At 52.3% G+C, this 13,309-nt stretch carries 12 protein-coding genes and 1 pseudogene; 3 read left to right on the top strand and 10 right to left on the bottom strand.

Annotated features, from left to right (window positions below; genetic code table 11):
- Positions 1–169: 169 nt before the first annotated feature.
- From AC0T7J_RS12550 to AC0T7J_RS12540, 3 genes are all read right to left on the bottom strand, one after another.
- Positions 170–472 (bottom strand): DUF1330 domain-containing protein, encoded by a 303-nt coding sequence (locus AC0T7J_RS12550; protein WP_473793996.1) that lies wholly within the window; start codon positions 470–472, stop codon positions 170–172.
- Between the two features lie 89 nt (positions 473–561).
- Complete coding sequence (locus AC0T7J_RS12545; protein WP_473794576.1) at positions 562–1,617, bottom strand: aldo/keto reductase; 1,056 nt, start codon at positions 1,615–1,617, stop codon at positions 562–564.
- A gap of 28 nt (positions 1,618–1,645) precedes the next feature.
- Positions 1,646–2,227 (bottom strand): flavodoxin family protein, encoded by a 582-nt coding sequence (locus AC0T7J_RS12540; protein WP_473794574.1) that lies wholly within the window; start codon positions 2,225–2,227, stop codon positions 1,646–1,648.
- A gap of 115 nt (positions 2,228–2,342) precedes the next feature.
- Here AC0T7J_RS12540 and AC0T7J_RS12535 point away from each other — a divergent pair, with 115 nt between their 5' ends.
- On the top strand, positions 2,343–3,248 hold the full coding sequence (locus AC0T7J_RS12535; RefSeq protein WP_473794572.1) for a LysR family transcriptional regulator: 906 nt from the start codon (positions 2,343–2,345) through the stop codon (positions 3,246–3,248).
- 171 nt (positions 3,249–3,419) lie between these two features.
- On the opposite strand, the gene AC0T7J_RS12530 is transcribed toward AC0T7J_RS12535, so the two are convergent.
- Positions 3,420–4,040, bottom strand: a complete 621-nt coding sequence (locus AC0T7J_RS12530) for a protein phosphatase CheZ (RefSeq protein ID WP_473794570.1) — start codon at positions 4,038–4,040, stop codon at positions 3,420–3,422.
- A gap of 338 nt (positions 4,041–4,378) precedes the next feature.
- Complete coding sequence (locus tag AC0T7J_RS12525; RefSeq protein WP_473794568.1) at positions 4,379–5,062, bottom strand: hypothetical protein; 684 nt, start codon at positions 5,060–5,062, stop codon at positions 4,379–4,381.
- A gap of 248 nt (positions 5,063–5,310) precedes the next feature.
- Between AC0T7J_RS12525 and AC0T7J_RS12520 the strand changes: the two genes are divergently transcribed.
- The gene (locus AC0T7J_RS12520; RefSeq protein WP_473794566.1) at positions 5,311–5,622 is read left to right on the top strand and encodes a cupin domain-containing protein; all 312 of its coding nucleotides are present in this window, start codon (positions 5,311–5,313) and stop codon (positions 5,620–5,622) included.
- Here the strand turns inward: AC0T7J_RS12520 and AC0T7J_RS12515 are convergent.
- Together AC0T7J_RS12515 and gstA are read right to left on the bottom strand one after the other, a co-directional pair.
- Positions 5,619–6,362 carry an alpha/beta hydrolase gene (locus AC0T7J_RS12515; RefSeq protein WP_473794564.1) on the bottom strand — a complete coding sequence of 248 codons (744 nt, stop codon included), beginning with the start codon at positions 6,360–6,362 and terminating at the stop codon, positions 5,619–5,621. The two genes, AC0T7J_RS12520 and AC0T7J_RS12515, sit on opposite strands and share 4 nt — an antisense overlap.
- A gap of 171 nt (positions 6,363–6,533) precedes the next feature.
- Positions 6,534–7,139 carry a glutathione transferase GstA gene (gene gstA, locus AC0T7J_RS12510; protein WP_473794562.1) on the bottom strand — a complete coding sequence of 202 codons (606 nt, stop codon included), beginning with the start codon at positions 7,137–7,139 and terminating at the stop codon, positions 6,534–6,536.
- Between the two features lie 129 nt (positions 7,140–7,268).
- Here gstA and AC0T7J_RS12505 point away from each other — a divergent pair, with 129 nt between their 5' ends.
- Positions 7,269–8,159, top strand: coding sequence for a LysR family transcriptional regulator (locus tag AC0T7J_RS12505; RefSeq protein WP_473794560.1), 891 nt, complete (start codon positions 7,269–7,271; stop codon positions 8,157–8,159).
- Positions 8,160–8,351: 192 nt separating this feature from the next.
- Here the strand turns inward: AC0T7J_RS12505 and AC0T7J_RS12500 are convergent, their stop codons facing one another.
- The 3 genes and pseudogenes from AC0T7J_RS12500 to AC0T7J_RS12490 form a co-directional block, all read right to left on the bottom strand.
- Positions 8,352–9,869, bottom strand: a complete 1,518-nt coding sequence (locus AC0T7J_RS12500; RefSeq protein ID WP_473794558.1) for a hypothetical protein — start codon at positions 9,867–9,869, stop codon at positions 8,352–8,354.
- Positions 9,870–10,114: 245 nt separating this feature from the next.
- Positions 10,115–11,119, bottom strand: a complete 1,005-nt coding sequence (locus tag AC0T7J_RS12495; RefSeq protein ID WP_473794556.1) for a YiiG family protein — start codon at positions 11,117–11,119, stop codon at positions 10,115–10,117.
- Positions 11,120–11,218: 99 nt separating this feature from the next.
- Positions 11,219–13,096 (bottom strand): annotated as a pseudogene (locus AC0T7J_RS12490) (M48 family metallopeptidase).
- Positions 13,097–13,309 lie beyond the last annotated feature (213 nt).

The raw sequence follows: 13,309 nt of genomic DNA, 5'->3' as shown, positions 1-13,309 counted from the left end.
ATATGAAATTTATTCTCCTTAAAAACTCTATGGAAGTTTAAACGTCATTTGTTACATCTGTCGCCTATACCGATCCTGTTTGAAGATTAAAATCAGCAACGTCCGCTTCTGGCACAAAGCAGACATTGAGTGGGGCAAATTCCGCTATGAGCGAGAAGCAGACACGATACTATTTGGTGTCAAAGGACGGACCTTCAACCAGTACAAACGTTCCGGTTGCAGCACCTGCCCGTATTGACCTGGCTGCCTGATATCCAGGGCTTTCATAAAAACGTTTGGCCTCAGTATAAGAAGCGAACTCAAAGACAACATGCCGTTCATGTGATTCGCCCTCAAGGTTTTCATACTGCCCGGACCAGGCAATTATCTTCGGATTGAATTCCTGCATTGCCTCTCCGGCAGCCCGGGCATATTCAGCGTAAGCGACAGGGTCTGATACAGTTACATGAGCGATTAAATAACCTTTATTCATTTTTCTTTGTCCTTCGTAGATGATGTTGTATTTCAGCGTAAGCTCACAGACATACGTGACTAAGCTGAGCTGTTAACAATGGGTTAGGTTTATTTCTGTGCTTTAAAAGTGAAAGGTTTGGGATAACGTTCTGCATCCTGATGTTCGATCATCCATCCCGGGTAATGAGGAGACATAGCGCTTATCGCATCAAGATGCGTCAGTTCTTCTGCTGTCAGAGCGATGTCTGTAGCGCCAAGATTATCGGTGAGCTGGGCGATCCGTTTTACACCGATAATCACGCTGGTAACCCATGGCCTGGCAAGTAACCATGCTAGTGCGATCCTGCTTACCGATACAGCGTATTTGTCTGCAATGACTCGCATTTCAGCAACGCATCGCCACGCCAGATCGCGATCAACCGGGGGGAAATCGAATTTGCTGCGACGGGAATCGCTCTCTGCCGCTGCACCAGGGCCAAATTTTCCGGAAAGTAAACCACCGGCGAGGGGTGACCAGACAAGGAGTCCTATTTTCTCTTCGCAGAGCAGTGGCACCAGTTCCCGCTCCACGTCACGACCGGCAACAGAGTAATACGCTTGAAGTGTCTCAAACCTTGTGGCGTGAAGAGCTTCACTCAGGCCAAGCGATTTACCCAGCCTGCCTGCGGACCAGTTCGATACACCAACATAGCGGACCAGTCCCTGTCGTGTGAGATCGTCAAGAGCACGCAGTGTCTCTTCTATGGGTGTGATCGGATCACTCGCATATATCTGGTACAGATCAATATAATCGACCTGCAGTCGTTCCAGGCTTCGCTGCACTGAATCCATGATGTGTCCGCGTGAGGCACCCTTATCGTTCGGCCCGGGTCCCATAACACCACCCGTTTTTGTGGCAAGAATGATATCGCTACGTACTACGCCAAGCTCTTTAAGCGCCACTCCCGTTATACGCTCAGACTGGCCAAAGGAATAAATATCAGCAGTATCAATAAAGTTAATGCCGCCAGATAATGCCTGAGCGATAATCTGGTTAGCTTCTTTCTGCGCGACAGCACCGATTGAGGACCACATACCCGCATCCGCGTTTCCGCCCAGGGTCATCGTACCGAGACACAATTCCGAAACGAACAGGCCTGTCCGGCCAAGCTGGTTATATTTCACTTTATCAGCCTCTTTTTATTTAACAGCTTTACGCGTTAACGGGATGAAACTGCGCGGCAATATTTGCGACACGTGCCCCATACCGGCGTGCCGTTTTGAGATCACCGGTGGACATCTCTTCAGGCGAAGCGTCAGCGGGGGTTTGTGCCATTGGACCGATATTGGATCCCATCCGGTTAAGGTCATCACGCAACGACGCTTTTGTGTTTGATGACTTGATATCCATGTTGACCCAGATACCACCGTGCTGACCGGCCAGCAGAAAGAAATAGGCCAGGGTATTCAGCTTGTCACCATTGATGCTGGCGCTGTTGGTAAAGCCGCCAAAAATTTTATTAATCCACTTACCCTCAAACCAGGGTTTTGACGAGGCATCGGCAAATTTTTTGAACTGCCAGCTTGGCCCTCCCATATAGGTTGGCGAACCGAGCAGAATGACATCGGCTTTGCTGATTTTCTCCCATGCATCTTCAGCAATATTTCCTTCGGAGTCGATGGCTATCAGCGTGGCACTGGCACCGTCCGCCACAGCAGCTGCCATCCGTTCCGTATGCCCGTAGCCAGAGTGATAGATAACAACGGCATTAATCGTTTTCAGGGGATGAGACATTTTGATTACCTCCAGAGAGAGTCAGTGGGATACATGGTGTTTATGCAGTCTATTAGGTATTAATATCCTCATAAATGGCCCAAAAAATAACGCACTGTTACCCTGATGGTGAACAATGAAAAATCTCGATGCACTAATTATTTTTGCGCGTGTGGCAGAAATGAAGAGTTTTACTCAGGCCGCTGAAAGTCTGGGTATCAAGAAAGGACGTGCCTCAGTGGTGGTCCGTGAACTGGAACATGACGTGGGAACTACACTTTTGCACCGCACAACGCGAACCGTGCAGCTTACGGAGGACGGACGTGCTTTCTATTCGCGCGCGCGCGACCTGTTATCGGAAGCAGAAGATTTGCGGTCAATGTTCACAAATTTCGGTAGGCCATTGCGGGGTCGGTTACGCGTTGATATGCCAGCCGTCCTGGCGCAAAGCGTGGTAATCCCGGCCCTGCCAGCGTTGCTGAAAGCACACCCTGAACTGGAGCTTGAGCTTTCAAGTACCGACCGCCGTGTCGATTTGGTCCCTGAAGGGTTCGACTGCGTGGTTCGTCTGGGGCCCATCGTGGATGAAACACTTATTGCCAGACCCCTGGGACATTTACGCATGATCAATGCAGCAAGCCCGGACTATCTGGATTGCTTCGGTGTGCCACAGACGATTGATGATCTGCTCAACCAGGAACACAGAATGGTTCATTACATGCGGAATTTTGGTTCAAAACCTGACGGATGGGAGTATCCGACAGGCGATGGCTACAAGTCTCTTATGTTGCCTGGCACAATGAGAGTCAACAGCGTACCGGCTTATCATGAGGCCGGGCTGGCGGGTCTAGGCTTAATTCAGGGAGGGTATTCCTCGCTCATGCCGCATATCAAACGTGGTGCCCTGATTGAGGTACTTCCTGATCTACGTCCCGAGCCGCTCATAGCATCATTTGTCATCGCGCACCGGCGCAATTTGTCGCCGCGTGTAAAGGCTTTTATGAGCTGGACTGAAGATATTCTAAAACCTTATTTTGACTGATTTCAGCATGAATTTTCTATCAAAGAATGAAGGCGCGGATGTCCGCTTCTGGCACAAAGCGGACGTTTACCCTAAATAACATCTTTTCTGACAGCAAGACCGATTGGGTGGTCTGGCGAAAACGCTCTAATCACTAATCGTCAGTTCTCAGCGCGATTTTATTATGTCCACTTACATTCCCAGACTGGCCAGCAGGTCGTCCACATCATCCTGACTGGCAGGAGTCTCTGAAGCAGGGGAGGGTGTAGACGGCGCAGTGCGCTCGGCGGTGCTATGTGAGCCGGTATTATCGCGGATGACCTGTATCAGCTGCTGCTCAGCCTGATTCAGCACGGCCATCATAGCCTGCACAATCTGTCCTGTGAGGTCCTGGAAGCCCTGTGACATCATAATCGCGTGCAACTGCTGTTGGGTCAGACCCGTGACACGGGGGACATCATTCAGCAAGGCAACGGTATCTGCAGCTAATGCCTGGGTCTGTTCTTTGTCTGACAGCGTACCGGAAGTGGCATCCCAGCGTTGCGAGAGTTTCTCCGCTTTTTCTCCCAGATCGGTTTGCAGAGGCTGCGTGATTTCCACGCTGTTGATTACGCCCTCTGCTGCTTCGCGGGTCATTGTGACGACATAACCCAGCCTTTCACGGGCGTTTGGGATGCTTCCCGCCACATCGGCGATAGTTTTATCAAGCCCCAGTTGTTGCAGACTGTCGCGGAGCTGCCGCAGGATGAAGCCAGCACGCGCCGTAATTTCGCCAATTTCCTGATGCTTACTATGGGTGTCGGATGGTGACATGGATGTTGTTTCCTGCGTACAGAGTTTCGATACCTGAGGTTATCGGCAGCTCGCGGTGGTTTTTTAAATTTCCTGAGGTTTTTACTTGTGTAAAAAGTGACATGATGTGAATGAGATGCCATAGAGCTAACGACATCAGGGTTGTGAAAGGCAGAAAGTGTTGCACGCAGGCCCTGTTTTTGAGCCGGAAGGCGTTGTCAGGCATAGAGCGGAATGTGGGCGGGGTAATGCCTATTATGAGCGATAAAGGGGCATGTTATCCACTTATGAAGCGTCTACACGAGGGCAGGCAGTAGAAGATAAGATGTCTTATTTATCACGTAATGACTTCGTCTTCATTAATCCGCCAACGGATAACATTTTGTCCAGTTGTAGTTGACCCTCGCCAGTTTTAATTCTCCATTAACCTCCCCAAAATTAATGGTCTGACGTCCATAAATAAACTCACGCACGGGTGCAGGTAAAAAATCAGCGCCGTAGCGCAGGATAGTACTGTGCCAGAAGGATGCCGGTAATGGGCTGCCGGTATGACGCATCAGCAACTCATTTTTCCAGTGCGAATCCAGAACTTTTTTGCAGAATGAGTGGCGCATGGCTATTGCCGAACTATCAGGGATACCCGCCAGCAATAACTGACTGGGCAAAGCAACTAACCGAAGATCTCTGATAACAATGTTTATCGCATCAAATTCGCTCCAGATATTCGTCAATTCAACGATTTTTTCGGGCAATGACTCGTTATCGTTATAGAGCGGCAGGGTGAGGGGCAGGAAGGTAAAATGGAAACCCTGTGTGGGCAGAATATCGGCAAGGGAATCATCCTTTGTGAGCTGCTGTAATTCACAAATAAGCCGTGAGACATCAAAGGACACTGGTGGCTGGATGCCCGCTGCAAGCGCCAGCCTTACAGGATCGTAGTCGTTTCCCTCTTTAATTGCCCCAACTCCTGCATTTTCCGACCAGAGGGAGAGGGTGTTCTCGTTGGCAGAACGATACAGACTTTCCAGATTTATCGATTTCATTACAGACCTTTGGCAATGATATAAACAGAGACGATTCGTCATCCATGCGATTTCAGCCCATATCTGTTCAGAAGTATCCCTGTGGCTAATCGTGAACACATTACCATACGCTCAACGCCCGCTCTGCCCCTAAACGGACAACCAGAGGACAGATCAGGACAAGAGATGCCTGACGTATAGAATCCATCAACTCTCTCTGATATTGATAATGTCGATGGCGTTAAATCACGTCTGTTGAGAGAGCTAAAATGAATTTTTATTGCAGTAAGGAATTTACCGGCTCGAAGGCCTGGGACTCACAGCATATTGCCAGCTTCGATAATGTCAGCGTGAAACTTCACTGGACCGATCAGCCTTATAAGTGGCACATCAACGATGGTCAGGAGGTTTTTGCTGTCATGGATGGGTGTGTTGAAATGCAATATAAAGAGCAGGGCGTAGTGAAAATCCGTGTACTCAACGCCGGTGATATTTTTTATGCCAGTGAAGGGACAGAGCATATTGCCCGTCCACAGGGCGTCGCCCGCGTGCTGGTGATTGAAAAAGAGGGATCGGTTTAATTAAGGTGAGATTCATTATCTGGCTGAACCATCGAGCCAGTGACAAAACGGGAGATCTCTTCGCCCAGATTGAGAATAAAGGCGTCGCGTGATGGGTGGGTGTCAGTGATGTGCGGCGGCAGGATGTTCATGAAGGTAAAATGCCCGGCATCTTTCACCACGCAAAGATCTGCCTGTGTGTGAATATCTAATTCTGATTTGATGAACAGTGCTTGTGATGGTGGTGTCAGGGTGTCCTGCTCGCCAGTCCAGATCCTGACAGGCACTTTCACGGAGGCGAGGGCCGAGGGTGCTCTGAAAAAATCCGCAGGTGGCGCTAACAGCGCCAGTTGATTCAAATCCTGTCTGCCTGCATATGTCACCTTCTCTCCGGTGCGGGTCCAGGCCGTCGCTCCGGCGTGCATCAATAAAATTACGGTGCCGAGGGAATGTCCGACACCGGTAATTGACGCGTAATGCTGGCAAAACGCATCCCGGGCGAGGACAAGCCTTTGGCTGCGTTCCAGCAAGTCAGCCTTTGAGGGCGTGGAAGAGGTCAACCGTTCGAAATGGGGCGCGACCACTGAAATACCATTGCGGCTAAAGGTCTGCAGAAGCTCAAGATGACGCAATGGACTCCCGCCAGCCCCTGCCGCGAAAAGGATACACTGGCTGGCCTCATTCACCTTCAATAACGTGACGTCAAAATTCCTGTCGGCATGCCTGATGACAGAGGTTTCCGCCCTGGTGTTGTTAATCATAAAGCCGACTCCCCGCTAAAAGGTCAGTCTGGAGATACTAACCCGTTCCCGGTGAAACGATAAATTTCCGTCTGCTTATGGTTCAAGACTACCGTTACGCAAGGCGCAAGCAGCAGATCAAAGCGGACCAGTTATCCTTACTCTGGCGTCAGGCCACCCACCTTTCCGCGCTTACTGCGCCGCCTCTGCCCGTAATGCCGCCTGCACAGCAGGGCGCGCATTGATACTTGCTCTGTACGCCACCAGCGCAGGCCAGCGATCCAGTTCAATGCTGAAGAAGTTACACCAGCCCAGTACGGTGAAAAGGTAGGCGTCAGCAACGCTGAATGATGGCCCCATCAGAAACGCTTTTTCGGCGAGCGTATCCTGCAAAAAGTCGAACCGCCGGAAGAGCTTTTCACGAAATAGCGACAGGACAGCGTCGGGCAGTGCCTGGTTAAACAACAGAGCGGAACCCGCGTGGATTTCACTGGTAATGAAGTTCAGCCACTCCTGCAGTCGAACACGTGCCCAGCTGCCTGCTGGCGGTGCCAGCCCGCTTTCCGGCCTCAGGTCGGCGAGGTACTGCACAATTGCCGGCCCTTCAGTCAGTATCTGCCCGTCGTCCAGTTCCAGTGCAGCAACATAGCCTTTTGGGTTAATAAGGCGAAAGTCGCGTCCATCAGTGGTGAGCTTGCTCCTGTTGTCCACGTTAACCAGCTCAAACTCCAGTGCGAGCTCACGCAGCACGATATGGGGTGACAGCGAACAGGTATTTGGGGCGTAGTAAAGTTTCATGTCTTCTCCGTTAACATTGAAAGCGGTGTGGGATTCTCTTTGTCGTTACGGAACAGACTGTGCTTAACGCAGAGGATTCTGTAAAATTAATGCTTCAAAAGTTAACTATTAGCTGAGCTACTGATAACCATGATGAATCTTCTGCACTGGCGCTTGCTGGTGGCGGTGGCTGATGCCAGCAATATTTCGCGTGCTGCTGAAACGACAGGCATGACACAGTCCGGTGCCAGCCAGGCTATCGCCCAGTTAGAGTCGTCACTCGGGTTCCCGGTATTCGTGCGTGAGCGTCGGCACATCGGTGTTACTGCGTTGGGAGAGCAGGTCATTGAACATGCCAGAATTATGCTGTCGCAGCTCAACGCCATCCGCGTGCTGGCTGATGAGAGCCGGGGTTTAAAGGGTGGACGCATTCGGCTTGCCAGTTTTCCCTCTGTGACGTCCACACTCCTGCCTGGCCTGTTGCGCAACTTCAGGCGTCTGCATCCGGGCATGGAGGTGGTGGTGCTGGAAGGGACGGATGAAGAAGTTGAAGAGTGGCTTGCAGCGGACACCGTTGAGCTGGGGGTGGTCATGAACCCCGCGCCCGGACGTGCTGAGGTGATACTGGGACAGGACGCCTGGGTAGCCGTTATGCCAGCCAGCGCTCCGCACATCGGTCAGTCAGGCGCGAACGGTATAACCCTGCAGGAACTGGCAGACCAGCCCTTTGTGCTTGCAACAGGCGGATGCGTCGTTAATGGCAAAAGCCTGATGGAACAGTCAGGATTCCACCTCTCTGACGTGCGCGTAAAAGTCCGCGACTGGATCAGCGCCTGCATGCTGGTGCGTGAAGGCATGGGTGTCGCGCTGGTGCCGGAATCAGCCCTGCCAGCGGAACGGCGCGGTCTGTCAGTGATGCCGGTCATTCCGCCTCTCTACCGTGAGTTCGGGCTGGTCTGTTCGCCTTCCGGAAAAGCTTCTGGCGCGACGCAGGCACTCCTGAACGGACTGCGTAAAGGGCAGGGCTATATCTCCGGATAAACCCACTGCACAGCTGACTATATCCACCGTTACCCGATCATAAACAGCAGAATGGCTGGCCGGGAAAGAGAGGTCTGCAGACTCGCCCGCCATCCTTTCTCCACTCGCGTCTTAACGCTTTGCCGCATAAGGTGATCAGGGCGAATAATGGTTTTATGGCGTGGTGTAACACGCCTGAATCATCGGGATGGCTCAGAATTCGCGTAACTGGTCGAACAGCTGATACAACCGCTGCGGGTCTACAAGCGTGGCGCCTTTCTCGCCCGGTTTCTGCTCCAGCGGGTTCAAGACATCGAACAAAACACTGTAGATCTCCTCACGCTCGACCGTCTCGATCGCCTTTGAACGCCGGTCGATGAGATTAAAGGCTTCGGTGTAGGCGGTTACAGCGGCGGTTAGCAGGCTCGCCACATCCAGGCTGCCATCGATATTGTTCGTGGCAGCCCGCAGGTTTTTGTAAGCCAGCGACGCTTTTTTGGCATAAGTGGCCGAAATATGTTCGCGGCCATCCCAGTCCCGAAACGGATTGTGCAGATTCTCAGCCAGCCATTCCGGCTTGCGTGCTTTACTCAGCGAGAGATCCAATCCCTGAGTTGTCGCCTTTTTATAAGCGGCTCTCACTGAACTGACCACATCAAGCGGGACGCTGCTCATCCACAGGCATGAGAGATTGGGCAACGCTTCAGGTGAGGGAAAGTCAGCCGCGCTGAAGCCAAACAGGTCGAAGAAGGTCAGCATCTGCAACTGTGGCAGTGCGGCAATACGATGCATATTGCTGGCTACGCCGGGATTTCCCCAGATCCGCAGCTCAGTTAAACAGGTAAAGCGCTCAACGACTGGCGCCAGGTCAATCTCTTTAACGCCTGTCAGTGACAATGCCCTGAGCCGGTCAATACCCTGCAGGACAGGCAAAGCCTGAGAACATTGCAGGCACAGATGACGTCCCTCCTGATCAGCCTCCACCCGAAAGCCTGACGAAGGCGTTGCGGTGAGTGACAGCAGGGAGAGACCAGGATTCAGACGCACGAGGCTGACGCCTTCCGGGTGCAGAATAAAACGTGACAGACGGGTCGCCCCGACATCGATTTCGCTGACGACAGCGGATTGCCAGTGCAGCTCATTAATGAAGTCATGCTGCTGTATATAGGCTATCAGTTCCGGAGTGCCATGACTGGTTTCGATGGTCATCAGGCAGGGCAGGCGATCCAGTTCAGAGAGATCGGTCAGGTTTTGCAGGAGGTGGTCATTGATACGGGTGGTGTCCTGGCGAAGTGTCTGGCCGCCGACAACCACGTTGTGCGCGCCTGAAGCCGCCTTAAACCGCGTACGGCTGGCCGGGTCGATCTTTTCCCAGTTTCGCTGACGAACCAGACTGTCTCCCACGTCCCAGCCGAACTTGTAGGCGTTTACTTCCTGATCTGCCAGCGGCGGCAGGTTGGCTATTAACACATGTCCCGGTGGAACATTGGCGGAGACATAACCGTGATCGAAGCTGTCTTTGACAAAATAGTAGCTGCAGCGCAAAGGCTGCATACGGCTGGCTTCCGCCCTGTCAGGCAAATGATCACCAGCCCAGTCGAGCTGGAGTATGGCTGCAAGGACTTTGCCTCTGGCATTAGCCGGTTGCTGGAGGTGTGTCACCTGACAGGCGACATACTGCTGCAACTGCGGGGAATAAACGCTGTAGATATCGCCGACCTTTGCTTGCACTCTCGCTCCTCTCAGTCAAAAATTTTACAGTCAGAAAATCTGATGCAGCGGGCATCCTGCTCAGGGTCGCTCTTTACCGCGGTTCTCAGATCCCTCCAGCACACTAGCCTGGCATGACGTTTTAACGACATGCTGGCGCGTGAACATTTTTATGTTTTTCGCGGCAGGTGGCAGCGTCAGCCGGGTTGCACGCAGCAGCCCGACTGACGAAGCCTGCCCGGAGGCAAGCGGGGCAGGTATTCAGCTTACAGGCGGTTACCGGCCTCAACCAGTTCGTTATAGGATTTTAAAACGCGCATCGGTGAACCCGATACCATCCAGCCCGAATTTCCGCTTCCTTTCAGCAGACTCTGCTCACCCGTGCTGTAAGGTGTTTTATCGCGAATCCGACGCATGCGATCTTTGCAGTCTTTCAGGAAGGTGCCGGCATTATCCTGGAAGACGGACCAGGTTAATGGCTTGCCTGCTTCGCTGGCCGTTGCCTTTTCTGCCTCATTCAGCAACGTACTGTAAGCCTCAATCGCTTTTGTCATCTCTGCCACGTCGGGCGCGGAGGAGGTCAACAGGGTCGCCAGCGGTTTGGCCTGTGTGACTAATGCCAGGCGGTAGTAACGGCTATGACGGCCCTCAGACTTTTCAATCTCAACGAGTTGGGAAGCCACGACCTCATTGTTCTCTTTTTCAACTTCGGCACCGAACTGGTCGCTGGATTTCATAAAGCTGTCAAACGCCTTCATGAGTGGCGGATGCATTTGCCTGGCTTTCGCGAAGCCATCATCCTTGTAATCTTCCTGACTGTAGTAAAGATGAGCCTGCGAAACCAGCGGCTGCAATGTCGTTAAATCCGTCAGATACTGTGTGGCTGCAGCATCCAGCGCCGGTAATGCCGGTTTAGCCTTCGATGCCTGGTTGATGGCTTTAGTGCAGCTCTCCAGTTCGTAAGGCGTGACCTCGCCCAGTACGTTGACGCTGCGCTCTTTGCCGGTTGGCCCCTTTTCAGGATTCGCCATCCAGCTCACATAGCGAAGGGCACTATCGCGAACCGATCCATCCGTAGTGTTAAAGCAACCCACATAGGCGTTTAATTTTGTGGTGAGTTGCGCGGCGCTATCCTCCGCAACAGCCTGGGGTTGACTCTGCGGGGCGGGTTTTGCATCCGCTTTGTCACTGTTGTCACATGCTGCCAGCGGCAGCACAAGGGCAGTCACCAGCATCCCGGGTATCATGGCCCTGCTTGTTCTTTTAAACACAATCGTTCCTTTATTTATGAGGTCAGAAATAGAGATTGAAAATGAATGTTCGCATTGGCTCCCTTTTCAGCTGCGATGAGGGAGCCGATGACAAACGGGTTATGCGCTTTGCGTCGCTGCCGCCGTTTCTTCTTTCAGCAACGCTCTGACTGTCTGATGACGATGCCAGTAATAGCCAAGGGTATTTTTAAAGGCTTCAATCTCCTTTTTCAGGCCCGGCAGAGGGATCTCACTGCGTTTTTTCCCCTGTGAGTTTGGCTGCACATGTTGCACGTAGAGCTTATCCCGGCCGAAGCTACGAATGACGTTGATGTTCTTAACGTTATCCCACTCCAGCACGTCGCCGGTTTTCGGCGACACGATGCCCTGCCAGGTGATGACGATCTGCGAGCCATCTTTCAGGGTATAAGGAACATTGGGGAAATGCTTCAGCACCAGCGCAGTTTCCATTTCACCATCAGGCTGATAGCGCCAGGCCAGGCTCTCCTCATGCACAGAAGAGAAGTCGCGCTCATATTTCTGCCACAACTGCTGTTCAATCTCGTCGGCAACCGGCATCAGATCGACCCAGCTCTGGGCCGGGAAATCGGCGGCGACCGCGGCATAGTCACCTTCGTTAATCTCATACCCTACGTTGCGCATTCTTTCTGCCAGCGGCGGGTGTGAATCAAACGGGTGCGGCACATTCTGCTCACGGATAACGCTGATAAAGTCCGGAGAGGCGACATGTTCCGGCAAACCGGCAGCAATAGCTTTACTGATCCCCAGTTCATTTTCGTGCAGCGTCTGGTTATTAAAGAAGTTTCGCTCAACTTCATTCCGGTAGCTGGCATACGCAGACACTTTGATCAGTGATTCGATAATCGCGGCGGGGGAGACCAGCGTTGATGCATTGCGGTCCGCGACAAACTCACGTTCACGGCTGTTACGCTGCCACGCCAGTTCAAACAGCATGCGATAAAGATAGAGCGGATAGAAGACGATCAGCGTGGCCACATTCTGACCCATCAGCTGCATATAGAGATCAAACCGGTGCAGTTTCGGTCCCAGTAATGCGCCGGAGGCGGTGTCGCCTTCATGCAGGTGGGTCAGTTCATGGACCATCACACCATCAGCCTGCGCAACGGTGAGCTGACGCAGGAGGGGAATACTGACATAGAGCTTACGGCCGGTAAGCGGATTCCCATTCACATTCAGCGGAGCTTCAGTTACGTAGAAGTTGGTGTCGATACCCGCAACAATATGATCGGGTGGCGTGGTGCCCACTCTGGCGGCCAGCATATCAATCTGTGACCAGAGTGCCGGGGCCGCTTCGCGGGTCACCACTTCGCCTTCAATACTCTCTTCCGGTGGGAGTTTTTTGAAGATGCCTTTAATCATGTAATACATGCCGGCCAGCACCAGCAGGCCGACCGCCATCACCAGTTTTAGATAGTAGGTTTGCGTGAAAAAGGCGGTGCCCCAGAATGAGAGCCATACCAGCATGCCGCCCTGTACCATGACTTCCAGCGAACAGGCCAGCATCAGGAACCTGCGAGCCAGCGCCAGACTGATAACCTGTCCCTAGCGGCTTTTAAAGGCCAGCGCACTGAACAACAGCACCATCAGCAGGACAGCGCCGCTGCCGATCAGTGTCCAGAATGCCACTTTATCCATCATGTAGAACTGCCACAGTTCGGATTGCGGTTCGCAGACGGCGTTTTTGTAATCCTGCAGATTTTCATCTACCGGGCCGCAGACACTGGAAGGCGGGTTCTGCTGCAGAAACGCCTGTAGTTTGCCCGTATCCTGATGTTGTTCCCGCGCATCGTCCATGAAGAATTGCGTGTATTGCTGATCAAGTTGTTTGTTGCCATATTCAGCAAAAAACAGGGTAATGACGGGGACGAGAAACAGTGTGAACAGCAGCCAGAAAAATACCTTCAGATAACCCTTTTTCAATTCCGTTAATGTATTCAAAATAATAACTTCCTGCATGTCTATGAAAGGGAGACGCTACCGCTATCAGGAAATTCCGAAAAGGATATCCTGGCCCCGGTTAAACGGTGCGGAAACATTTATGCGAGCTTCACGATATTATAATTATTGCAGAGCGATTATAAGCCAGTCTGAACCCGTTTTGAAAAGGGATAGCCGGATATTTTCGGCGATTTTTTCCTTTTCCGTCAGGTTATTTTCCTGGCGGCTTCC

It is taken from the genome of Pantoea sp. E956-1, assembly GCF_982223955.1.
Note: the sequence above shows the minus strand (reverse complement) of the source record. Positions and strands in the feature narration are given on the sequence as shown.